At 72.1% G+C, this 22579-nt stretch carries 25 protein-coding genes; 14 read left to right on the forward strand and 11 right to left on the reverse strand.

Annotated elements, in window-relative coordinates; all coding sequences use genetic code 11:
• The first annotated feature begins 9 nt into the window (after positions 1–9).
• Entirely contained in the window at positions 10–351 is a 342-nt protein-coding gene (locus ABWI07_RS23940; protein WP_353819853.1) for a DUF4158 domain-containing protein, read from the forward strand.
• Here ABWI07_RS23940 and ABWI07_RS23945 read toward each other — a convergent pair.
• The 4 genes from ABWI07_RS23945 to ABWI07_RS23960 form a co-directional block, all read right to left on the reverse strand.
• Positions 246–704: a hypothetical protein gene (locus ABWI07_RS23945; protein ID WP_353819854.1), complete on the reverse strand. Its 459-nt coding sequence runs from the start codon at positions 702–704 to the stop codon at positions 246–248. The genes ABWI07_RS23940 and ABWI07_RS23945 overlap by 106 nt on opposite strands.
• Positions 705–1162: 458 nt before the next feature.
• Positions 1163–2326 (reverse strand): IS30 family transposase, encoded by a 1164-nt coding sequence (locus ABWI07_RS23950; protein ID WP_502912849.1) that lies wholly within the window; start codon positions 2324–2326, stop codon positions 1163–1165.
• A gap of 352 nt (positions 2327–2678) precedes the next feature.
• The gene (locus tag ABWI07_RS23955; RefSeq protein ID WP_353819855.1) at positions 2679–2876 is read right to left on the reverse strand and encodes a DUF397 domain-containing protein; all 198 of its coding nucleotides are present in this window, start codon (positions 2874–2876) and stop codon (positions 2679–2681) included.
• Complete coding sequence (locus tag ABWI07_RS23960; RefSeq protein WP_353819856.1) at positions 2873–3727, reverse strand: helix-turn-helix domain-containing protein; 855 nt, start codon at positions 3725–3727, stop codon at positions 2873–2875. Before ABWI07_RS23960 ends, ABWI07_RS23955 begins: the two co-directional genes overlap by 4 nt.
• 202 nt (positions 3728–3929) lie before the next feature.
• Here ABWI07_RS23960 and ABWI07_RS23965 point away from each other — a divergent pair, with 202 nt between their 5' ends.
• The gene (locus ABWI07_RS23965; protein WP_353819857.1) at positions 3930–4283 is read left to right on the forward strand and encodes an ATP-binding protein; all 354 of its coding nucleotides are present in this window, start codon (positions 3930–3932) and stop codon (positions 4281–4283) included.
• Positions 4280–4654: a VOC family protein gene (locus ABWI07_RS23970; RefSeq protein WP_353819858.1), complete on the forward strand. Its 375-nt coding sequence runs from the start codon at positions 4280–4282 to the stop codon at positions 4652–4654. Before ABWI07_RS23965 ends, ABWI07_RS23970 begins: the two co-directional genes overlap by 4 nt.
• A 65-nt stretch (positions 4655–4719) precedes the next feature.
• On the opposite strand, the gene ABWI07_RS23975 is transcribed toward ABWI07_RS23970, so the two are convergent.
• From ABWI07_RS23975 to pdxR, 3 genes are read right to left on the reverse strand one after another with little or no spacing between them, the layout of a single operon-like run.
• Complete coding sequence (locus ABWI07_RS23975) at positions 4720–6189, reverse strand: amidase (RefSeq protein ID WP_353819859.1); 1470 nt, start codon at positions 6187–6189, stop codon at positions 4720–4722.
• A 46-nt stretch (positions 6190–6235) separates the two neighbouring features.
• Positions 6236–6634: a cupin domain-containing protein gene (locus tag ABWI07_RS23980; RefSeq protein ID WP_353819860.1), complete on the reverse strand. Its 399-nt coding sequence runs from the start codon at positions 6632–6634 to the stop codon at positions 6236–6238.
• A gap of 10 nt (positions 6635–6644) precedes the next feature.
• Complete coding sequence (gene pdxR / locus ABWI07_RS23985) at positions 6645–8168, reverse strand: MocR-like pyridoxine biosynthesis transcription factor PdxR (RefSeq protein WP_353819861.1); 1524 nt, start codon at positions 8166–8168, stop codon at positions 6645–6647.
• Between the two features lie 127 nt (positions 8169–8295).
• On the opposite strand from pdxR, the gene ABWI07_RS23990 reads away from it, so the two are divergent.
• Both ABWI07_RS23990 and ABWI07_RS23995 read left to right on the forward strand, forming a co-directional pair.
• Complete coding sequence (locus ABWI07_RS23990) at positions 8296–9192, forward strand: NAD-dependent epimerase/dehydratase family protein (protein ID WP_353819862.1); 897 nt, start codon at positions 8296–8298, stop codon at positions 9190–9192.
• A 102-nt stretch (positions 9193–9294) separates the two neighbouring features.
• Positions 9295–9669, forward strand: coding sequence for a VOC family protein (locus ABWI07_RS23995; protein WP_353819863.1), 375 nt, complete (start codon positions 9295–9297; stop codon positions 9667–9669).
• Positions 9670–9974: 305 nt separating this feature from the next.
• On the opposite strand, the gene aceE is transcribed toward ABWI07_RS23995, so the two are convergent.
• Positions 9975–12764: a pyruvate dehydrogenase (acetyl-transferring), homodimeric type gene (gene aceE / locus ABWI07_RS24000; RefSeq protein WP_353819864.1), complete on the reverse strand. Its 2790-nt coding sequence runs from the start codon at positions 12762–12764 to the stop codon at positions 9975–9977.
• Between the two features lie 365 nt (positions 12765–13129).
• Between aceE and ABWI07_RS24005 the strand changes: the two genes are divergently transcribed.
• From ABWI07_RS24005 to ABWI07_RS24030, 6 genes are all read left to right on the forward strand, one after another.
• Entirely contained in the window at positions 13130–13327 is a 198-nt protein-coding gene (locus ABWI07_RS24005; protein WP_149262235.1) for a DUF1918 domain-containing protein, read from the forward strand.
• Between the two features lie 89 nt (positions 13328–13416).
• Entirely contained in the window at positions 13417–13824 is a 408-nt protein-coding gene (locus tag ABWI07_RS24010; protein ID WP_149262236.1) for a YjbQ family protein, read from the forward strand.
• Positions 13825–14258: 434 nt separating this feature from the next.
• Positions 14259–14687, forward strand: a complete 429-nt coding sequence (locus ABWI07_RS24015) for a DUF3052 domain-containing protein (protein ID WP_149262237.1) — start codon at positions 14259–14261, stop codon at positions 14685–14687.
• Positions 14688–14706: 19 nt separating this feature from the next.
• The gene (locus ABWI07_RS24020) at positions 14707–15180 is read left to right on the forward strand and encodes a peroxiredoxin (protein WP_149262238.1); all 474 of its coding nucleotides are present in this window, start codon (positions 14707–14709) and stop codon (positions 15178–15180) included.
• 81 nt (positions 15181–15261) lie between these two features.
• Entirely contained in the window at positions 15262–15612 is a 351-nt protein-coding gene (locus tag ABWI07_RS24025) for a hypothetical protein (protein WP_149262239.1), read from the forward strand.
• Between the two features lie 106 nt (positions 15613–15718).
• Positions 15719–16777 (forward strand): potassium channel family protein, encoded by a 1059-nt coding sequence (locus tag ABWI07_RS24030; RefSeq protein ID WP_353819865.1) that lies wholly within the window; start codon positions 15719–15721, stop codon positions 16775–16777.
• Positions 16778–17051: 274 nt separating this feature from the next.
• On the opposite strand, the gene ABWI07_RS24035 is transcribed toward ABWI07_RS24030, so the two are convergent.
• The gene (locus ABWI07_RS24035) at positions 17052–18002 is read right to left on the reverse strand and encodes a phosphoribulokinase (RefSeq protein ID WP_353819953.1); all 951 of its coding nucleotides are present in this window, start codon (positions 18000–18002) and stop codon (positions 17052–17054) included.
• A gap of 178 nt (positions 18003–18180) precedes the next feature.
• On the opposite strand from ABWI07_RS24035, the gene ABWI07_RS24040 reads away from it, so the two are divergent.
• The gene (locus tag ABWI07_RS24040) at positions 18181–18837 is read left to right on the forward strand and encodes a response regulator (RefSeq protein WP_149262242.1); all 657 of its coding nucleotides are present in this window, start codon (positions 18181–18183) and stop codon (positions 18835–18837) included.
• Positions 18834–19970, forward strand: coding sequence for a GAF domain-containing sensor histidine kinase (locus ABWI07_RS24045; RefSeq protein ID WP_353819866.1), 1137 nt, complete (start codon positions 18834–18836; stop codon positions 19968–19970). The genes ABWI07_RS24040 and ABWI07_RS24045 overlap by 4 nt, the downstream gene beginning before the upstream one ends.
• A gap of 9 nt (positions 19971–19979) precedes the next feature.
• On the opposite strand, the gene ABWI07_RS24050 is transcribed toward ABWI07_RS24045, so the two are convergent.
• A complete protein-coding gene (locus tag ABWI07_RS24050; protein WP_353819867.1) occupies positions 19980–21158 on the reverse strand; it encodes a saccharopine dehydrogenase family protein in 1179 nt (392 codons plus the stop codon).
• 125 nt (positions 21159–21283) lie between these two features.
• On the opposite strand from ABWI07_RS24050, the gene ABWI07_RS24055 reads away from it, so the two are divergent.
• The gene (locus ABWI07_RS24055) at positions 21284–21460 is read left to right on the forward strand and encodes a hypothetical protein (RefSeq protein WP_160161069.1); all 177 of its coding nucleotides are present in this window, start codon (positions 21284–21286) and stop codon (positions 21458–21460) included.
• On the opposite strand, the gene ABWI07_RS24060 is transcribed toward ABWI07_RS24055, so the two are convergent.
• Positions 21417–22376 carry a LysR substrate-binding domain-containing protein gene (locus ABWI07_RS24060; protein WP_353819868.1) on the reverse strand — a complete coding sequence of 320 codons (960 nt, stop codon included), beginning with the start codon at positions 22374–22376 and terminating at the stop codon, positions 21417–21419. The genes ABWI07_RS24055 and ABWI07_RS24060 overlap by 44 nt on opposite strands.
• Positions 22377–22579 lie beyond the last annotated feature (203 nt).

Consider the following 22579-nt stretch of genomic DNA (forward strand, 5'->3'; position numbering starts at 1 on the left):
AGCCGGTTCATGGCCGACCCTCGGCAGGTGCCGGCGGGGGTGGCCGAGTACCTGGCGGAGCAGTTGGACATCGCGGATGCGTCATGTCTGAAGCTGTACGGGGAGCGTGACGGCACGGCCCGCACGCACGCTGGGGAGATCCAGAAGGCCGAGGGGTGGCGGGACTTCGCCGAGGTCGCCGAGGACCTGCGGGAGCACCCCGAATCCCGACCGTCCGGTCGGCGGGTCGGTGACCTGGTGCTCCTCTACCTGGGGTGGGCGTCGCTCAGGCGGATGCCCCAGCGGCAGGCGGCCAGGAAGGCGTCGCGGCCCGCCGGGAACGACCCGCCTTCTTGCAGGCCCTTCCGGTAGGACTTCTCGCAGTAGTCCGACGGCATTCTCTTTCCCATGATGGCCCGCATGCTCGCGGACGCCTGCGCCATCTTCGTGAACGTGTAGCGCTTGCCCTCCGGATCGATCATCACGATCTGCTTGCTCCGGGGGAGGTCGGAACCGGTGGGGCTGCCCTCCGGGGTCGCGGGAGCGCTTGTGGTCGGCGTGGTGGTGGGCGGCGTCGGCGCGCCGGTGGCCGCGGAGGGCGTGCCCACCGTCGGCGGCGCGGACGGCGGCCGGTCCGCCGTCTTCTTGCCGTCGCCGTTGCACGCGGCGGCGCCGACGAGGAGAAGGCCGCCGAGAGCGAGGCGGATCGCGATCGTCTTGGACACAGGGGCTCCCGGGGGCAAGGAGGGATAACGGGCGGACAGCCACAGAACACGCGTTTGTGTAGACGGCCGTGAACAGGGGATTGTTCGCGCCGCCCGTCAGGGTTTCCGGGTCCGCCGCCAGGCCGACGTTGAGGGGACGCGGGTGCGGGTAGCGGGAGGCCATGGACAGACTGACGCGCGGACGGGCCGCCGGGGCCGCCAGGACCACCGCACTCAACTTGCGTCGTCTCGGTGGCTGGCCGGCCGGCTGTTTCTAGTCGTCTGGTTGGTCGCCGCGGGTGGCGATGGCGTGCACCTCGGGCGGGGTCAGCAAAACCTTGAAGGCGCGGCCGCGGCGCCGCTCGGGGGCGTGGCGCCGACGCGCGGACCCTCGTCCGGGGGCTGGGCGGTGCGCCCCCGAGGCCAGCAGCCTCCAGGCAGCGACGGACCCCCGCGCTGCCTCGGAAACGTTGGCGGTCTCAGTGGATCAATGCATCGACCTGGCCGCAAAGGTCAGCGTAAACCTCGTTGGGTGTTCGGTAGCCGTGGATTTTGCGAGGCCGGTGGTTGAGGTCGGCGGCGATGGCGTCCAGGTCTGCTTGGGTGAATGTGCGCAGGTCGCGGTTCTTGGGCAGGTACTGGCGCAGGAGGCCGTTGGTGTTTTCGTTGGTTCCTCTCTGCCAGGGGCTGCGACGTTTGCAGAAGTAGACGGGCATGGCGGTGTCGGCGGTGAAGCGGGCGTGTTCGGCCATCTCGCGGCCGCGGTCCCAGGTCAGCGTTCGCCGCAGGTGGGGTTCGATCTGCAGAGCGGCGCGGGTGAGATGCGGCCGGACCTGGTGGGCTTTGATCCCGTCGGGGAGCGCGACGAGGCAGACACGGCGGCTGGTGCGTTCGACCAGCGTGGCGATGGCTGAGGGCCGGGTTCCCATGACCAGATCGCCTTCCCAGTGGCCACCGGTCTTGCGGTCGTCCGCTTCGGCGGGACGCTCCCCGATGGGCAGCATGTCGCGGATGCGGCCGCGGCCGCTGGGCTGGCGGGCCTTACGCGGGAGACGCATCAGGCGGCCGGTGCGCAGTTGACGGGACAACTGGCGGTTGATGGCCCGGCGCCTGGGGTCGAACAACGCCAGGTAGATGGTCTCGTGGGAGATCCACATGGTGGGGTCGTCGGGCGAGTCCAGGCGCAGTCGGCCGCTGATCTGCTGTGGTGACCAGCGTCGTGCGAGCAGTTCTTCGACCACGACTCGCAGATCCGGGCGCTCGGCCAGTTTCGCCTTCTTGGGGCGGCGGGCTCGTTGCTCGGCGGCTGCATCGGCTGTGCCGGCGCGGTAGGCCTCACGGCCGCCGTTACGCGCGATCTCCCGGGAGACCGTCGAGGCCGGACGGCCCAGCCCGCGGGCGATGGCTCTGCCGGACATGCCCGCGGCGATGCCCCGGGAGATCTCCTCACGCTCTTCAGCCGTCAGGTGCCGCAACGACCGGCATCGCGGCGGACTCTTCAGTCCACCGGTCTGCAGCAGGAACCGCCGCACATGCTGCAGCTGCGCTCCCATGCCCCTGGCGATACAGCCCAGCGACTCACCACTGCGCCAACGACTCCACAGCTCCTCCTGCCGAGCCGTCGAGAACCCATAGTCCCGCACTCGCACCTCCGAAACGATCAAGATCATCTTCGGTGATGCACTGACCCCTTGAACCCAAGATCAGTTCTCGACAGGCACCGGTGCGCGAGACAAGATCCGTCACAGAAGAGACGGGCCAGGCGACGGCGCGGGACGAGCGGCAGCGTCGCCGTGCCGCTGGCGCGCGTCCGGGCCGGGCCGCGCCGCTAGATGCGAGGACGCCACTCAGGAGCCCGTGAGTCGCTGGTGGGGCCACTCTCTTCGCGGCGGGACGCCAGGTAGGCCCGCGCGGCCTCATCCACCAGATCCTTCTTGGTCGTCCCAAGGAAGTGGGCGCCATCAGTGATCAGCTCATCTTTGGCCCGGTCCGCGATCACGGCTGTGATGCCAGATGGGCCACGAGGCTGGTGAAGTTTTGACGCGTTAGGGTGACGTGTCCGGCCGCCGGGTTCTTCCTGTCGCGGATGCCGATGCGGTTGTTGAGGTCGGCGATCTCGACGCAATTGCCTTCGTCGCCGCCGCTGTGGCTGCTCTTGCGCCAAGCGGGCTGAGGCAGTTCGGGGGTGCTCATGATTGCGACGCTATCTCGTCGATGAGTTCCAGCGAAGAGGTTCTGTTCAGTGCTGCCGAGCGCAACAGTTCGAACGTCTCCTCATGGGCCGCGACCTGTTCCTCGTCCTCCACGAAGATGCTCTGGGCGAACTGATCGACCACGGACACGGTGAGCCGGCCGGGCGGACGCAGGGAGATGAGAAGGTGCGGGCTGCCAAACCACAGGTATTGGCTAGAAGTGCAGGGGAGTACGCGCAGGTCCACGTGGTCAAGCCGAGCGACTTCGGCCAGCCGTTGGAGCTGTGCCCGCATGATCGCGGGATCACCGCCGACCTGGTCGTGGAGAACCGCCTCCGCGATGATCGGCATATAGCAAGGCGGGTCTGAACGGCTGAGTACCCGCTGGCGGGACAGCCGGAAATCAACCAGCGTCTTGGCGTTGCGCGAATGCTTGGCAGGGCCGACGGCGATGAGTTCCCGCATGTACGCGGGGATTTGGAGAAGCCCAGGGACGATGCTGGGCTCGAAGGTGCGGATCTCGGCGGAGTCCTCTTCGAGGCTGGCGAGGTCCAGAGCGGCGGCGGAGATGCGCCCCTTGCGTTCTCGTACCCATGTGCCGGGCTTGTGGGTGGCGAGGTGGAGGAGGGATTCGCGGAGGGGGCCGTCCTCGATCTCGTAGAAGTCGAGTAAGTCGCTGAGTTCCTCTGGGGCGACGAACTGGAGGCCGTTCTCGACCATGCTCAACCAGCCCTGGGAGCGGCCGAAGAGGCGGGCGACGGTGGCGACGGTCAGGTTGTGGCGGTCGCGGGCTTTGCGGAGCGCCGAGCCGATCCGGCGCTGGCGAACGGTGGGGGCGTTCCCGGAAGGCATCTTTCAAGAATGTCACCGAGTGTGGCGGCTCGTGTACGGAAAGGCGGCCCGCTGAACGTTCAGTGGGGGAATGGCGGGGTGATGAGCGGCGACCTGGTCGTGGTCGGCGCGATCACGTTGCCGGGCGTTCCCCGGTCGGTGGCGAACGCGCGGCGGTTCCTTCGGGACATGCTGCCCGGCCCATCCCGCGCTGGACGACCTGATGACGGTCGGGAGCGAGACCGTCTGCAATGCCATCCTCCACACGGCCTCGGGTGACGGCGGCTGGGTGACGGTCAGCCTCCTGGCCGGACGGGGCGTCCACCGCCTGGAGGTAGCCGATGACGGGGCAGACGGCGGGCGTCCCCGCGTCAAGGCGGAGGACGGCGCCGAGAGCGGGCGCGGGATGCGGATCGTCGAAGCGCTCTCGGACCGCTGGGGATACCGGACGGACGGGGACCGCACGATCGTGTGGGCGGAGTTCCGGTTCGCGAACTCGTTCGGAAACTCCGACATGGGGCTGTCGCGGGTCTCTTCCACGCTGATGGCATCAGCGTTCCAAGGAGGAGACCAATGACTGTTCCCGCTTTCAACACCGTCACGTGGTTCCAGGTCGGTACCGACGCGCCGGAGGAGGCCCGCCGCTTCTACGGCGACGTGTTCGGCTGGAAGTTCGCGCTCGACCCCTACAGCGACGGCTACGACCTGGTCACCTACCCGGGCGCCGACATGCCGTCCGGGGGCATCTCCCACGAGCCGGACGCGTCCCGCAACCACGCGATGTTCCTGGTGCTGGTGGAGGACGTCGAAGCCGTCTGCGACCAGACCGTGAAGTCCGGCGGCAAGGTCGCCATGCCTCCGCTGAGCAACGGCAACGGTCTCGAGTTCGCCTACTTGCAGGACCCGTCCGGCAACACCTTCGGCGTCTTCACCCCGCCCGCGCCCTAGGCCTCATCGAGCGGTACGGGGCTTCGCGTGCCGCCCGCGGCGCTCGACCGGTGGATGAGCCGTGCTCAGGCCACGGGAGGCCAGGGGGCCGTCCAGTCCCATGGCGCGGCCTCTTCGAACTGGGCTGACAGCCGCAGGACGACCGCGTCGTGGCCGTGCGGTGCCGTGATCTGGACGCCGATCGGCACGCCCGCGGCGTCGCGCCCGAAGGGGAGGGACGCGGCGGGCTGCCCGGTCAGGTTGGCGATCCGGGTGAACACGGTGTACCGGGCGATCGCGTCGGCCGTGCCGGGGACGGCGGTGTCCAGGACGCCCAGGCGGGGCGGCGGTGCGGGCACGGTGGGGCTCAGCCAGATGTCGTGATCCGCGTAGAACCCCGCGACCGTGCGGTCGAGTTGTTCCGTCTCCTGCAGGGCGTGGAGGACGGCGCTGCCGGTGACGCCGGCCGCCTCCTCGTACTGCCGCCGGGTCATCGGCTCCAGTTCCTCGTCGCCGAGGGCGCGGCCGCGGGCACGGACCACGGTGTCGACCAGGCCGCGCAGCCCGGCGCCGAACAGCACGTCCAGGGCCCTGCCCGGAAGGTCCGGATCGAACGAGGGCCCGGCGGCGCGGACCTCGTGCCCCAGGCGTTCGAACAACGCGGCGGCCTCCTCGACGGCGGCGGCGATCTCGGGATCGACGGGGGTGCCGTCGGGAGCGACCGTGGTGTAGCCGATGCGCAGGCGCGCCGGCGGCCGCCGCACCGCCGCCGAGAAGGGCTCCTCCATGGCGGGGGTCGCGAACGGCGCGCCGGGGACGGTTCCGGCGGTGGCGTCCAGCAGGGCCGCGCTGTCGCGCACCGTCCGGGTCACCGCGTGGGAGACGGCCATCGGGACGGACAGGGCACTGGCCCGCGGACCGTTCCAGACCAGGCCGCGGGACGGCTTCATGCCGAACAGCCCGCAAGCGGAGGCCGGGATGCGGATGGACCCGGCGGCATCGGTGGCGTGCGCGGCGGGCAGGATGCCCGCCGCGACGGCGGCGGCCGCCCCGCCGCTGGAGCCGCCCGCGGAGTAGGCGGGGTTCCAGGGGTTCCTCGTCGGCCCGTGCAGCGCGGGCTCGGTGCTGGCGCTGGCGCCGAACTCCGCCGTGTTGGTCTTGCCGAGGACGGCGAGCCCCGCCGCGCGGTAGCGGATGACCAGGTCGGCGTCCCGCTTCGCGACCGCGTGCTCGAACATCCGGCTGCCGTGGGTCGAGGGCAGGCCGGCCACGTCGCAGTAGAGGTCCTTGATCCCGATCGGGACGCCGCGGAGCGGCCCGTCCGGCAGTCCCCGTGCCACCTCGTCGCGCGCCTCGTCCAGGCGGGTGGCGACGAGGGCGTTGATGTCCGGATCGCGCGTGGCGATCCGGTCGGCCACCAGTTCGAGGACCTCCTTCTCGCGCAGGTCGCCGTTCCTGATCAGTTCGGCGAGCCCGACCGCGTCATAGATGTCGAGGGGCGTGTCGAGGGGGGCCGGTCCGGGTTCCGGTGCCCGGCCCGGGGAACGGTTCGTCATCTCTGCTCTTTTCTCATCTGAGGGGCTTCGGGGCGTGGCGCGGGGGTCAGGCGCGGGGCGCGCGACGGTTCCGCCGCTGCCGGAGCTCCTCGTCGTCCACCAGCGTGAGCATCGGCCGGCCGGGGACGCACATCATCACGGCGACGAACCGGCTCCACCCGTCGGTGAGGTTGTTGGCCGCCTGGTAGTGGATGACGTCGCCGCCGGGTTCCCAGAACGTCTCGCCGGCGCGGACCACCCGCTCGGGCTCGCCTTCGAGTTCGAAGACCATCTCCCCTTCGAGCATGTAGCCGAACACCGGGCCCGCGTGGCGGTGCGGCGGGGTGCCCGGATCGCCGGGAGGCAGTTCGATGAGGACCGTCATCGCGCAAGCCCCGTCAGGGATCGACGGCTGCTGCTCCGCGAGCACCGTCAGGACGGTGCCCGACTCTTGCGTGCTTTCCATGCCCGGCACGCTAGGACCTGATCGGCCCCATCGGATGGGCCATTCGGCGGTCAGATCGTTGGGCCGCTTGGTGTCGCGGAGCCGGGCGCTCCCGTCCGGTCAGCCGGCTCCGAGTTCGCTCAGGCGGCCGACCAGGGCGTCGATCGCGGGCCGGTAGGCGCGTGCCGGCGGGCTGCCGTACCCGACGACCAGCGACGGGGGCCGCGGTTCCCGGTCGAGGGGATCGCGCAGGTAGGCGCCGAGCGCGTGCACGTCGACCGACGCGAGTCGCAGGGCGGCCGTCAGCGCCGCCTCGTCGGGCGGGCCGGACGGCAGTTCGAGGATGGCGTGCAGGCCCGCCTCGATCCCGCGCACCCGCGCGCGGCAGCCGGGAGGCCACCGCCTCGGCGAGCAGGTCGCGGCGGTGGCGGTACGAGCGGCGGACCGTGCGCAGGTGCCGGTCGTAGCCGCCGGAGTCGATCAGGCGGGCGAGGGCGAGCTGTTCGAGCGGGCTCGTCGGTTGCGCCCGGCGCTTGGCCTCGACCAGCGGTTCGAGCAGCGGCGGCGGGCAGGCGATCCAGCCGAGCCGCACCGCCGGGCCGAGGCTCTTGCTGGCCGACCCGGCGTACACGACGCGGGACGGCCGGCGGGCCTGCAGCGCGCCGACGGGCTTGCGGTCGTAGCGGAACTCCCCGTCGTAGTCGTCCTCGACGATCCAGCCGAGGTCCTCGTCCGCCCACGCCAGCAGGTCGGCGCGGCGCGCGGGCGCCATGCTCATCCCGAGCGGGAACTGGTGCGCCGGCGTGCACACGGCGACCCCGGCCCCGGAGGCGGACAGCTCCGCGCAGGACATCCCGTCGGCGTCCACGGCGATGTCGGCCACGTCCAGACGGGAGGAGACGATGCGGACATGGTCGCCGATCGCCGGGTTCTCCATCGCGACGCGGTCCGTCCCGAGCTCGGCGAAGACCTCGGTGAGCAGGGTGAGCGCCTGCGTGAACCCGGAGCAGACGACCACATGGGACGGGTCGACACGGACCCCGCGCACGCGGCCCAGATAGGCGGCCAGCGTCGTGCGCAACTCCAGGCGCCCCCTGGCGTCGCCCCGGGCGAAGGCGTCGGCCGGCGCCTCCCGCAGGACGTGGCGCATGGCGCGGCCCCAGGAGTCGCGGGGGAAGGAGCTGCTGTCCGCCTGGCCGGGACGCAGGTCATGGCGCGGCGCCGCCGGGACCGGGCGCTCCGGCGCGGTGGAGGCCGGCGTGGAGGCCCCGGCCGCGACGCGCGTGCCGGATCCGGAACGCGAGGTGAGCCAGCCCTCGGCGACCAGCTGCTCGTAGGCGGCGGCCACGGTCCCGCGGGCCAGCCCGAGCTGGTCGGCGAGCTCCCTGCTGGAGGGCAGTCGCGTCCCGGCCCTGAGCCGCCCGTCGCGGATCGCGGACCGCAGCGCCTCCTCGACCGCCCGCCGCCGGCCGCCCCGGGGCGGGATCTGCAGGAGCAGCTCCGGACCGAAGCCGGGCCCGAGGGGAGGCGTGAAGCTGTCCAATCTTTCGTCCATGCAATGGCCCAGCCTAGTGGGCTGTTCCGCTCGTAGGTTGGCGGTGCCCGGAGGCCGGGCGGTTCGACCGCCCCGTCATGCCCGGCCACCGGGCTCCATCGAAGATCCGCAGAGAAAGGAGCCCGCCGTGCGCGTCTTCGTCGCCGGCGCCACCGGCGTCGTGGGCCGGTTCTTGGTGCCGCTTCTCCTGGAGGCCGGACACCAGGTCACCGGTACCGCCCGGACCCGGGCAGGGCTGGACCGGTTGCGCACGCAAGGCGCCACTCCCGTCCAGGTCGACGTGTTCGACGCCGACGGCCTGGCCGGGGCGGTCGCGGCCGCATCCCCCGACACCATGATCCACCAGCTCACCGCGCTGGCGAAGGGCACGCCCGCCGACAACGGGCGGATCCGCAGGGAGGGCACGCGCAACCTCGTCGACGCCGCGGTGCGGGCCGGCGTGACCCGCATTGTCGCGCAGTCCGTCGCCTGGGCCTACGCACCCGGGGACTCGCCGGCCGGCGAGGACGTCCCCCTCGACCGGTCGGCCCCTCCGCCGCGGGCGAACATGATCGGCGGCATCACGGCCCTGGAGGAGACGGTCGCCGAACTGGACGAGCACGTCGTCCTGCGCTACGGCACCTTCTACGGGCCGGGAACCTGGTACTCGCCGGACGGTCTCGTCGCCGATGTGCTCCGGGGGGAAGGGGACACCGGCCGGGCCGCCGCGTTCGTCGGCCGGTTGCAGGCCGACGACGGCGTCACCTCCTTCGTCCATGTGGAGGACGCCGCCAGGGCCGCGGTCGCCGCCCTCAACTGGCCGAGCGGCCCGGTCAACATCGTCGACGACGAGCCGGCGGCCGCCCGGGACTGGTTGCCCGTCCTGGCCGCCGCGTTCGGGGCTCCGCCCCCGTCCCCGGGCACCGGCCGCGCGGGCTGGCAGCGCGGAGCGAGCAACGCCCGCGCCAGATCGTTCGGCTGGCAGCCGCGCAATTCCAGCTGGCGGACCGGCTTCACCGCGATGGAGGGGGCCGGGAGGACCTGAGGAGCGGGATCGCTCGGATCGAATTCGTTCGGAAACTCCGACATGGGGCTGTCGCGGGGCTCTTCCACGCTGTTCGGCAGCAGTGTTCCAAGGAGGAGACCAATGACCGTTCCCGCTTTCAACACCGTCACGTGGTTCCAGGTCGGCACGGACGCGCCGGAGGAGGCCCGCCGCTTCTACGGCGACATGTTCGGCTGGAAGTTCGCGCTCGACCCCGACGCCGACGGCTACGACCTGGTCACCTACCCGGGCGCCGACATGCCGTCCGGGGGCATCTCCCACGAGCCGGACGCGTCCCGCAACCACGCGATGTTCCTGGTCCTCGTGGAGGACGTCGAAGCCGTCTGCGACCAGACCGTGAAGGCCGGCGGCAAGGTCGCCATGCCGCCGCTGACCACGACCAACGGCCTCAAGTTCGCCTACTTGCAGGACCCGTCCGGCAACACCTTCGGCGTGTTCACCCCGCCCGCGTCCTAGACCCAGGACATGGCGAGGGCCCCGAGGCGAACCTCGGGGCCCTCACCACGCCGGGGCCCGGCGATGATCGCGGCCTACACCTCCGCGATCACCGTCACCGACACGGCCCTGGCCTCAGCCACCGCCGCGGGTCGGGCGGCTGGAAGGCGCTCTGAGCGCCTGGAAGTCGCACGACCCGCCGAGCCGGGCGACCGCAGCGACACGACGCGAACCCGCACGGGCACGGAAACCTGCACCGTGGCGTGAGGATCGCCCGGCTCGCAACGGGGGGTTCCAGGGGGGTCGCTCCCCCTGGGCAACACAGCTCACGCGTCGCCGCCCGTGTTGCTCTCGGCGCTGCCTACGCCGCCCGCGAAGACGTCGCTGACCTCGGCGTTCAGCTTGTAGCGCTGGATCGCCTCCGTCAGGGTCTCCGGCTTGATCTCGCCGTGGCGGGCGAGGCGGGTGAGCACCGCGAGGACGATCGACGCGGCGTCCACGTTGAAGAACCGGCGGGCGGCGGCGCGGGTGTCGGAGAACCCGAACCCGTCCGTGCCGAGCGAGGTGTAGTCACCGTGGACCCAGGGCGCGATCTGGTCGGGCACGGCGCGCATGTAGTCCGACACCGCGACGATCGGCCCGGCGACGTTGTCGAGGACCCTGCTGACGTACGGGACGCGCTGCTCGGCGTCGGGGTTCAGCAGGTTCCAGTCGTCGCAGGCGCGGGCCTCGCGGGCCAGCTCGTTCCACGAGGTGGCCGACCACACGTCCGCGGCGACGCCCCAGTCCTCGGCGAGGAGCCGCTGCGCCTCCAGGGCCCACCGGCCGCCGACGCCGGACGCGAGGATCTGCGCCCGCGGGGCCTCGCCGTTCCCGGAGGCGACCTCCGGGGCGGCCTTGTGCCGGTACAGGCCCTTGAGAAGCCCGTCGACGTCGAGGTTCTCGGGCTCGGCGGGCTGCTGGTACGGCTCGTTGTAGACGGTGAGGTAGTAGAAGACGTCCTCGCCGTTCGGGTGCTCCTCGGACGACCCGTACATGCGGCGCAGCGCGTCCTTCACGATGTGGGCCAGCTCGAACGCCCACGTCGGGTCGTAGTGGACGCACGCCGGGTTGGACGCCGCGAGCAGTGGGGAGTGGCCGTCGGCGTGCTGGAGGCCCTCACCGGTGAGCGTGGTGCGGCCGGCGGTGGCGCCGAGCAGGAACCCGCGGCCCATCTGGTCGCCGAGCGCCCACATCTGGTCGCCGGTCCGCTGGAACCCGAACATCGAGTAGAAGATGTAGACCGGGATCATGTGCTCGCCGTGCGTGGCGTACGCGGTGCCCGCGGCGATGGTGGACGCCATCGAGCCGGCCTCGCTGATGCCCTCGTGGAGCATCTGGCCGCTTTCGGCCTCCTTGTACGACAGCAGCAGCTTGCGGTCGACCGCGTCGTAGGTCTGCCCGTGCGGCGAGTAGATCTTGGACGTGGGGAACAGCGAGTCCATGCCGAACGTGCGGTACTCGTCCGGGGCGATCGGTACGAACCGGGCGCCGATGTTCTCGTCCTTGATCAGGTCCTTGAGCAGCCGGACGAACGCCATGGTCGTCGCGATGTTCTGCTTGCCGGACCCCTTCTTCAGCTCGCTGTAGACGGGGTCGCCGGGCAGCTTGAGCGGCTTGGCCCGCACGACCCGCTTCGGCAGGAACCCGCCGAGGGCGGCGCGGCGCTCGCGCATGTACTGGATCTCTTCGGAGTCCTCGCCCGGGTGGTAGTAGGGCGGCAGCGGCTGCTCCAGCGCCGAGTCGGGGATGTCCAGGTAGAGGCGGTCCCGGAACTCCTTCAGCTCGGCCTTGGTGAGCTTCTTCATCTGGTGGGTGGCGTTGCGGGCCTCGAAGTCGGAGCCGAGCGTCCAGCCCTTGATGGTGTGCGCGAGGATCACGGTCGGCTGCCCGACGTGCTCGCGGGCCGCCTTGAACGCCGCGTAGACCTTGCGGTAGTCGTGCCCGCCGCGCGACAGCTTGCGCAGCTCGTCGTCCGACAGGTGCTGGACGATCTTGCGCAGCCGGGGGTCGGCGCCGAAGAACTTCTCCCGGATGTACTCGCCGGACTCGACGGTGAACGTCTGGAACTGGCCGTCGGGCGTCGTGTTCATCTGGTTGACGAGGACGCCGTCGACGTCCTGCGCGAGCAGCGGGTCCCAGTCGCGGCCCCAGATGACCTTGATGACATTCCAGCCGGCGCCGCGGAAGAACGACTCCAGCTCCTGGATGATCTTCCCGTTGCCGCGCACCGGGCCGTCGAGCTGCTGGAGGTTGCAGTTGACGACGAAGGTGAGGTTGTCGAGCTCCTCGCGGGCGGCGAGGCCGATCGCGCCGAGCGACTCGGGCTCGCCCATCTCGCCGTCGCCGAGGAACGCCCACACGTGCGAGCGGGACGTGTCCTTGATCTTGCGGTTGTACAGGTACCGGTTGAACCGGGCCTGGTACACCGAGTCGATCGCGGTCAGGCCCATGGACACCGTGGGGAACTCCCAGAAGTCCGGCATCAGCCGCGGGTGCGGGTAGGACGACAGGCCGCCGCCGGGGTGCGAGTGCTCCTGGCGGAACCCGTCGAGCTTCTCCTCGGGCAGTCGTCCTTCGAGGAACGCGCGCGCGTAGATGCCGGGCGCCGCGTGGCCCTGGATGAACACCTGGTCGCCGGACTCGCCGTGGTCCTTGCCGCGGAAGAAGTGGTTGAAGCCCACCTCGTAGAGCGAGGCGGCGGAGGCGTAGGTGGCGATGTGGCCGCCGACGCCGAGTTCGGGGCGGTTTGCCCGCGACACCATGATCGCGGCGTTCCACCGGATGTAGGCGCGGATGCGCCGTTCCACATGCTCGTCGCCGGGGAACCAGGGCTCCGACTCCGGCGGGATCGTGTTGATGAAGTCGGTGCTGCGCAGGCCGGGTACGCCGACCTGGAGTTCACGCGCCCTTTCCAGGAGCCGCAGCATCACGTAGCGCGCCCTGCCGCGGCCCTCGGTCTTGATGACCGTGTCCAGCGACTCCAGCCACTCCCGGGTCTCGTCCGGGTTGATGTCGGGCAGCTGGCTCGGCAGCCCGTCGCTGATGATCGAAAAGCGTTGACGTCCGGAAGCCACGGGGTCCCCTCTGTCCTTACCGTCTGTGCTGGTCAGACCTGGGCCGCCGCGCGGGAGGCCACCGGTCCCGGCAGACTGTTCGTCGCCTCGGTTCGTGATCCATCGTCGCCGCTAATCTCGGCTAACGCATCTCTACCAACCAGTAACCATTGTCCCCGGTCAGCGCGGGGGCCGACCCGGTGCGACCACCTTTTTCACGCTGCCGGGAGATTCCCTCCGGCCGGGTGCGGGGAACGTATGAGGCGGGGAACGTTTGAGGTGGGCAACTTGCGAGGCGGGGAGCGACGAGCGCCCTGGGCGCGAACGAGCGCCCACCCGCCCGGCACGGTCCGCCCCGGCGGCGGACGGGTGAGCTTGGGGGAAGTATGAACGGAAAGATCGGAGACCGGCTGCACGTCCACGGCAACGTGGTGGGGCAGCCCGACCGCATGGGCGAGATCGTCGAGGTGCGGGGCAAGGACGGCGGCCCGCCGTACCTGGTCAGGTTCGACGACGGCCACGAGGCCCTCGTGTACCCGGGGCCGGACGCGGTCATCGAGCCGCGCGCCAAGGCGTCCCGCTAGCCGCGGCGCCCGGCCCCGGATCCGTCCCTCGTGCGGTTCTGTCTCGGCGCGGATGCGTCCGGTGCCGCGGATGGGGTAGACACGGGATCATGGAGAGCACCGTGGTCCGGGTGACCACCGGTACGGGCGAGGCCGTGCACGACATCACGGCGGAATGCGAGCGTTTCGCCGCGTCCGCGGGTGGTGACGGGCTTCTGCACGTCTTCGTCCCGCACGCGACCGCCGGCGTGGCGATCATCGAGCTGGGCTCCGGCAGCGACGACGACCTGCTGGCGGCCCTGGGCGACCTGCTGCCCGCGGACGACCGCTGGCGGCACGCGCACGGCTCCCGAGGCCACGGCCGGTCGCACGTGATGCCCGCCCTCGTACCGCCGTTCGCGACCTTGCCGGTCGTGGGCGGACGCCTCGCGCTGGGCACCTGGCAGTCGGTGGCGTTGGTCGACCTTAATGTCGACAACCCTGATCGGCAGGTTCGGCTGTCGTTTCTCAAAGGATGAGCGGCGCGAACCGGGGGGTGTGGGGGGTCGTCCCCCCACATGGTGCAGGGTTGAGCGGCGCGAACCGGGGGGGTGTGGGGGTCGTCCCGCTACATTCTGTAGGAATGAGCACGGTAAACCGGGGAGTGTGGGAGGTCGTCCTGCCACATGGTGCAGGGTTGAGCAGCGCGAACCTCAAGGTGCGGCCGGACGCCTCTCTGCGGGGTGCGGAGTTGGGCGGGCCGGTATCACGGTCGGTGGGCGTCCGGTGACCGGGATCTTCGTAATCGGGCCAATGGGGTCACCAAAAGCCGGGAAGACACTTGCGCAAGGGGCCCTCACTTGTGTGGACTGTCCCGCAAACACCGCACAGGTGCGGGCGGGCCGCCCGTCCAGGGGGGCCGAGAGCGACAAGGGCTCGAACCGTGCGGACTGACGACAATGGGAGGACTTTCGTGAGCGCGACCGCGGGTCAGGCGCAGTCTGAGCGCAGCCTGGCCGAACGGCTCGGCCTCAAGCCGGGCCAGGTGGTGCAGGAGATCGGCTACGACGAGGACGTCGACGAGGAGCTCCGCCGCTCCGTCGAGGAACTCACGGGGAACGAGCTGGTCGACGAGGACTACGAGGACGTGGTCGACATCGTGCTGCTGTGGTGGCGCGAGGAGGACGGCGACCTGTTCGAAGGCCTGACCGACGCGATGATCCCGCTCACCGGCGGCGGCAACATCTGGCTGCTGACGCCGAAGGCGGGCCGGGACGGGCACGTGGAGCCGAGCGATATCGGCGAGGCCGCGCAGACCGCCGGCCTGTCGCAGACCAGCAGCGTCAGCGCGGCCCGGGAGTGGTCCGGCACGCGGCTGGTCGCCCCCAAGGTGCGCAAGTAGCGCCGGGGCTGGAGAGATCTTGGCGGTCAACGTAGGCGACACCGCACCGGACTTCGAGCTGAAGGACCAGCACGGCACTCCGGTGAGGCTGTCGGACTTCCGGGGCGGCAGGAACGTCGTCCTGGTGTTCTATCCGCTGGCGTTCAGCGGCGTGTGCACGGGCGAGCTGTGCGCGCTCCGCGACGAGCTGTCCAGCCTGGTCGCCGGGGACGGCGCCGGCGACGACGTGCAGGTGCTCGCGGTCTCCGTCGACTCGATGTTCGCGCTGCGGGCCTGGTCCGACCAGGAGGGCTTCCCGTTCCCGCTGCTGGCCGACTTCTGGCCGCACGGCGGGACGGCCCAGCGCTACGGGGTGTTCGACGAGGTCAGGGGCGTCGCGCAGCGCGGCACCTTCATCATCGACACCGAGGGCGTGGTCCGCTGGAAGGTCGTGAACGCGATCCCGGACGCACGTGACATCGACGAGTACCGCAAGGCGCTCGCCGGGCTCTGAGCGAACCGGACCGGTTCCGGCTCATTTCGCGGCCATCCGGACCGGATGGCCGGAACCGGCCCCCGCACCCCTGGAGGTGTGATGCCCTGCTTTCGCTGCGGGGCGCGGCAGACCGACCCCGTGCGCGGGGCGAGCCCGTGGAAGCGCGGGGTCCGGGCGGACCACCAGGTCCTGATCTGCCCCCGGTGCCAGGTCGTCCACGACTGGGCGGACGAGCTGGACCACTGCTCGGAGTGCGGCTCGGCCGCGCTGGTCTGCCGGCTCGGCGAGGTGGAGTGCCGTGACTGCGGCCATACCCGCGACGCCGTCCGGGAGGAGCCCGACCAGGCCGACCTGGTGCACTCGGGCGCCCAGCCGCCCGCCGACGGCGGCCTGTCCGAGGAGGTCGCGGCGGCGCTGTCGCGCGTCCTGAAACGGGGTCCCGCGCTCTGAGGAGACCGGCCGGATCCGGACGCGGACCCCCACTCCGGGCCGACCTGGGGCAACTCCGGATCGTCCAGGCTTGACGCGGCATTTTGCCTGGTGGGACTCTTCGCGGATGCCGATCGTGCTGATGCGCCTGGTGCACCGGATCACCGGGCGGACGTGGCGCGTGCCCGCGCTGGTCCTCCTCACCGCCTTCGTGGCGGGCTGGCTGCTCATCGCGGTGTTCGAGGAGCCCGGCGCCGAGATCAAGAAGCCGCACCAGTACATCTGGTACTTCCTGGTCAGCGGCACGACCACCGGTTACGGCGACCTGGCCCCGGCCACGGTCGGCGGCCGGATCGGCGGGGTGCTCGTCATGATCGCGGGGCTGACCGCGGGGCTGGTGATGTTCGCCGAGCTGACGCTCTGGATGGGGAAGGGACGGGCCATGAGGGCCAACGGCCAGGCGCGGCTGCACAGGCGACGGCACATCGTGATCGTCGGGTACGAGCGCGAGGGGCTGGTCGGCATCATCCGGCAGCTGCGCGCCGATCCGCAGTTCGCGAAGACGCAGGTGGTGACGGTCTTCTGGCCGGGCGAGCTGGCGGGGGAGAACCCCGACCCGGAGCTGTACGACGTGGTCGTGTTCGACGACACCGCCTTCGAGCGGGCCTGCCTGGAGCACGCACGGACGGTCATGGTCGTCGGCCGCAGCGACGACGAGACGGTCCGGGTGATGCTGACCGTCGAGGCCTACCTGCGGCGCAACGGCGACCCGTCCGTCCACCTCCTGGCCGGGGTGCGCGACGGCGGGCGCCGCGCCGAGATCACCGAGGCCCTCCGGCTGGTCGGCGAGAACATCGAGCCGGTCGACATCGACGATCCCGCCGTGACGGCGGCGGCGATCCGCAACCCGGGCATCGCCGCGATCTACCACGACCTGGCGAGCACGCTCGACAGCGACGGCACCCTGTACCGCGTCGACGTCCCCGAGGACGCCGGCGAGTGGACCCGCATCGACGTGGCGGTCTTCCTCCTCCGCCGGGGGAACACGCTCCTTGCCGTGGGCGACTCGCACCGCCCGGACGCCCGCTTCCGCCTGGCGCCCGAGCCCGACGAGAGGATCCGGGGCGGCCAGTCGCTCGCGGTCGTCGCCATCGACCGCCCCGAGATCCCCTGGCACGAGCTGTAGAGAACCGGGAGGGCGCCCCTCGCGCCCGCTTAGGACGCCCTCCCGGCGGCCGCGGACGTGCGGCCCGGGGCACAGGTCCAAGGCCCCGGGGCCTCCCCGCACGCACGCGGAGTCTCAAGCGTTTTGCTTGTGGGGGGCGACCCCCCACACCCCCCGGTTCGCTTCGCTCATGCGTGTTGCTTGTGGGGGGCGACCCCCCACACCCCCCGGTTCGCTTCGCTCATGCGTGTTGCTTGTGGGGGGCGACCCCCCCCCACGCCCCCGTTCGCTCCGCTCAAGCTGCTTGGCGGTGGTCCGCGTCGAGCAGGTGGTAGAGCAGGAGCAACTGGGTGATGGCGAGCGGGTCGCTGGTGCCGGTGTCGCCGATGCGGCCGAGAGCGTCCGGATCGGACAGGGCCGCCCCGGCGCGGGGGCCCAGGCGCTCCCAGATGGCCTTCTTGACGACCTGCGACTCCTCGGGCGAGACGTACCCGTGGACGTGCAGCGCGTCCACGGGACGCCCGTCGGTGTCGCGGTGGAGGCGCAGGTGCATGGCGGTCTCGCCGTCGCCGGGCCCGCTCTCCAGGACGTCGGCCAGCTCCGGGTGGTCGATGGTGGGGCGCAGCAGCAGCTCGGCCGACAGCGGGGTGCCGGGAGGGTCGAGGCGCCCGGCGACGGGCGCGAACCGGACCACGATGTCGGCGTGCTTGCGCTGCGGGCGGATGTAGGCGGCGCTCTCGGGCTCGCGCCGGGCCAGCTCCGCCATCACCTGCTCGGGGCTGTAGCCGCGCTTCTCGCAGTCGCGCCGGACCTTCCAGGATTGCCGCAGCGGCTCGGGCGGGTCCAGGTAGACGGTGATGTCGAAGCAGGCCCGCGCGAGCCGGGTGTGCAGCGGGAGCAGCCCCTCCACGATCACGAAGTCGCGGGGCTCGACCAGCTCCGGCCGGACGAGCTCGCCGGTCGCGTGGTCGTAGACCGGCTTCAGGATCGGCTCGCCCATCGACAGCAGCTGGAGGTGCTGCTCCATGATGTCGATGTGGTTGCAGTCGGGGTGCAGCGCCGTGAACGGCTTCCCGGCGCGCTCGGCGCGGTCGTAGCGGTGGTAGTCGTCCACGCAGACCGCCGTCATCCGGTCCGCCCCCAGGCACCGCACAAGCCCCCTGGTCAGGGTGGTCTTGCCCGCCGCGCTGTCCCCCGCGATGGCGAGCATGACGGGGCGGCGGCCCGACCCGCGCGCCCGGAGCATATGCACGATCCGATGGGGCACTGGCTCCTCCGTCCTGCGGAATTCAGTTTTCGCTGTGCAGCGTAGGCCGGTCGGTGCGGCGGCTCGTCCCCCAATCAGGGGAGAGCGGGGGTGAAACGCGGCACGCCTTCCCCAGTGGGCTACTGGTGAGTAGACCACTGGTTGTTATCGTGCCGGAATGGGTGTCCCCGTACGAGTCGTCCTGGTTGACGACCACGAGATGATCCTCGCCGGGCTGACGGCGATGCTGGCCGGGTTCTCCGGCCGGGTGCGCGTCGTCGGGCAGGCGGGGACGGGGGACGAGGCGACCCGGCTGGTCACCACGCTGCGCCCGGACGTCGTCCTGCTGGACGTGCGGCTCGGCCCCGAGAGCGGGCTCGACCTGTGCCGCCTCATCACCGGGCGCGTCCCGGAGTCCCGGGTGGTGTTCCTGTCGGTGTACGACGACGAGCAGTACGTCTTCGAGGCGCTGCGGGCGGGGGCCGGCGGCTACCTGCTCAAGCGGGTGGACGGCCCGGAGCTCGTCCGGCGGCTGGAGGAGGTCGCGCAGGGCGAGACCGTCGTCGACCCGACGCTCGCCGGGCGGATGGCGGTGACCGCGGCGCGGCTCACCCGCGGCGAGTTCTGGCCCGGCGCCAACCGCGGCCTCACCCAGCGCGAGAGCGAGGTGCTGTCGCTGCTGGTGGGCGGCCTGTCCAACAAGGCGATCGCCGCCCGGCTCGTGCTCAGCGAGGAGACGGTCAAGAGCCACCTGCGCGCCCTGTACCGCAAGCTGGAGGTGGCCGACCGGTCGGCCGCGATCGCCGTCGCGCTCCGCGAGGGGCTGTTCCGGTGACCGGTGTCCGGCCGCTCGAACTCCTCGCCGAGCGGGGGAGCGACCTGCTCGTCCGCGTCGCGGGCGTGGCCTGCTCCGACCGCGAGCTGCCCTGGATGGCCGACAAGCTCGCCGAACTGGTCGTGCGGTCCGCGCGGACGCTGACCTTCTGCGACGTGTACGTCCTGGACGACGAGGAGCGCGTCCTGGAATGGCCCGGCGAACCCGTCCCGCTGGGGGAGGGCGAGGTCGGCTGGGTCGCGGCGCACGGCCGGGCCCGCACGCACCCGGACGGGCGGGGCGCCGCGATCCCCGTGCACGCCGACGGGATCGTGATCGCCGTCGTGGACGTCCGGTCCGCCGGCCCGTGCCCGCCCGACGACGTCGCGCTCGTCACCGCGCTCGCCGGGCTGTTCGGGCCGGTGCTGTCTTCGTGCCGCCGGCTCCGCACGGCCCGCGAGCGCGAGCACGCGGCCGAGCGGTTCGCCGAGCGGGCCGTCGAGGCGCAGGAGGCCGAGCGGTCGCGGCTGAGCCGGGAGATCCACGACGGCATCGCCCAGCGGCTCGCCAGCCTCGGCTTCCACCTGTCGGCCGCCGAGCGGGCGCTGCCCGAGCACCATCCCGAGGGGCTCGCGCAGATCATGATGGCGCGGCGGCTGTGCGAGCTGGCCGCGGCCGAGACCCGCGCGGCGATCGGGGGGCTGCGCCCGCCCGTCCTGGACGACCTCGGCCTGTCGGCGGCGCTCGCCACCCTCGCCCGGGAGGCCGGGGACGGCCCCGGCCCCCTCGACGTGACGGTGACCGTCGAGGGCGAGCTGGAGGACGAGCTGCCCGACCACGTGCAGACCGCGCTGTACCGGATCGCGCAGGAGGCGGTCGGCAACTGCCTGCGGCACGCGTCGGCGAACCGCGTCGACCTGCTGCTGGAGCACTCCAGTGACCGGGTCCGGCTGAAGGTCGCCGACGACGGGGTCGGCTTCTCGATGGGCGACGTCCTCGCGCGGGGCGGCCGGGGCCGCCGTCCCGACTCCTACGGGCTGCGAGGCATGCGGGAGCGCGCCGAGCTGCTCGGCGGCCGGGTCGCGGTGACGAGCCGCCCCGGCGTCGGCACGACCGTCGAGGCGATCATCCCCATCCCCGGCCGCCGCTCCTGAAGTCGGGGCTCAGCCGGCGTCGAGGACGCGGAAGGTGATGCCGGCCTTGACGAGCCGGTCGATCAGCGCGTCGCCCATCGCGGTGGCCGTCGTGACCTGGCCGGACGTCTCGGGCAGGTCGTCGTGGGCGAGGCACAGCGCCGACTCGGCGAGCATCTTCGCCGTCTCGGTGTAGCCGGGGTCGCCGCCCGCGACCTCGGTCACGACGCGCCTGCCGCCGCCCTCCCCGACGAACTTCACGCTGAACCAGTTGCGGGCGCGCCGCTCCTCCGACGGGCCGTCGCCGGGCGTCCGGAGCCGCAGCAGGAGGCTGCGGGTCGGCGGCAGCGTCGCGAGGGCGAGCAGGGCGCCCGAGCCCGCCGCCATCCCCGCCGCCGTGGCGAACCGCTTCACCGCGACGTAGTGGCCGTAGGAGAAGTCGGGGCCGTAGCGGTCGAGGGCCGCAGCCGACCGGACCACGATCTGCGGGTCGATGGTGGGCAGCGGGAGCGTCCAGCCGTCGCCGATGCGGGCCTTCGGCGCCGGGCGGCGGGAGATCCGGACGGTGCGCCCGGCGGGGCGGTCCTCCACCTGGCGGCGCTCGCGCTCGGCGCGGATCATGCCGGCGGTGTCGCCGAAGATGCCGACGGCCGAGTGCAGGGTGCCGCCGGAGGCGTCCCCGCGCACCCGCAGGAACCCCTCGACGTGCAGGGGGACGCCTTCCGGGAGCTGCTTGACCGTGTAGTACGCCCCGAGGTCGTGCGGGATGGAGTCGAACCCGCAGGCGTGGACGATCCGGGCCCCGCTGCGCACCGCGGCGTCGTGGTACTTCACGTACATCCGGTCGACGAACGTGGGCTCGCCGGTGAGGTCGACGTAGTCCGTGCCGGCGCGCGCGCACGCCGCCACCAGGGGCTCGCCGTACTTGACGTAGGGGCCGACCGTCGTGATGACGACCCGCGCCGACTCCGCGATCTCCTCGATGGACGCCGCGTCGGTGGTGTCGGCGTGCAGCAGCGGCAGGTCGGCGCACGCCGGGTCCAGCTCCGCCAGCCGGTCGCGCACGGCCGCGAGCTTCGCCTGGTTGCGCCCGGCCAGCGCCCACCGCGTGCCCGGATCGGCGTTCCGGGCGAGGTACTCGGCGGTGAGGGCGCCGGTGAAGCCGGTGGCGCCGAACAGGACGATGTCGTACGGGCGGTCGGCGGTCATGGAGGCCCCCTTTCACGAGTCCGAACACGATTCTGTCGTGTTCGGGCGCGTTCATGCGCGCGGGCCCGCCGATGTGAGGGACCGCACTCCTCTAGGGTGGCTCCGATGATGCGATTGGTGTGGGTATGACCTGGCTTGCCGTGGCGATGGACGTGGTCGCCGCGGGCTTCCTAGTGGCGCTCGCGGTGCTTGTGAGGCGCCGGAACGAGGCCCCGTCCGGCGAGGGCGGGCGGTCCGTCGCGATGATCCTGATCGCCGTCAGCCTGGGCCTGCTGTCGGTCTCCCTCTGGAGCCTGCCGTAGCCACTGTGCCTGCCGTAGCCACTGCGCCTGCCGTAGCCGTCGCGTCCGCCGTGGCGGGGCGCCAGCCGGGGGCCTCCAGCAGGTGCCGGACGAACAGCAGCGTCGTCGCGGTCGGCGCGGCGCCCGCGACCGCGTGCCACGGCCGGTCCAGCGGCATGCCCGGGGCGTCGACCACCACGAGCCGCCCGGCGTCCAGCTCCGCGCCGACGGCGTCCCGCGAGACCAGCGCCACCCCGAGCCCCGCCGCCGCGCCCGCGATCACCGCGCCGTTCGAGCCGAGCACGAGCCGCGGCGGCGCCGCCTCGCGCTCGGCCAGGTAGGCGTCCGCGCTCGCCCGCGTCCCCGACCCGGGCTCGCGCATCACCCATGGCGTCCGGGCGAGGGCGAAGCCGGCCGCGAGGTCCGGCGCGCCCACCACGACCAGCTCGTTCGGCCGCCTCGCCAGCACGGTCGCCGCGACGTCCGCGGGCGGGCGGCCCGCCAGCACGAGATCGGCCTCGTGCGCGGCGAGGCTGCTCCACACCTGGCGGCGCGGCCCCACCTCAAGGGCCAGCTCAACGTCCGGCCAGCGCGACCGGAACGAGGCCAGCAGCTCGGGGAGGATCTGGTCGGCGGCCGTCGTCACCGCCGCCAGCCGCAGCGGCCCGCGCCCCGGGTCGGCGGCCCCGCGCGCCGCCGCCCGCCCCTCCTCCAGCAGCCCGAGCACCTGCCGCGCGTACCCGGCGTAGACCGCGCCCGCGCCGGTCAGCCGGACGCCGCGCCCCTCCCGCCGGACGAGCGGGACGCCCAGCTCGCGGGTCAGCGCCGCGACCGCCGCCGACACCGCCGACTCGGTCACGTACAGCCGCCGCGCCGCCGACCGCACGGACCCGGTGTCGGCGAGCGCGACGAGCGCCCGCAGCCGCGCCTCCGTCACGTCCGGCCTCCTCGTTCAAACGAATGCTCAACGGTCACCGTAGAACACTTGATGGACATCGCAAGTATCGGGAGGTGAAGCTCGGACGCGTCACGGTTCCACGTGGCCGGGACGCGGCGCTCCACTCCATCCCCTGGGACATGCCGTCCTCCACCGGGGCGGCGCGCCGCGTCCCGCCCATCCAACGCTTCGGCTGAAGGAGA

It is taken from the genome of Actinomadura sp. NPDC000600, assembly GCF_040492135.1.
GTDB lineage: Bacteria > Actinomycetota > Actinomycetes > Streptosporangiales > Streptosporangiaceae > Spirillospora.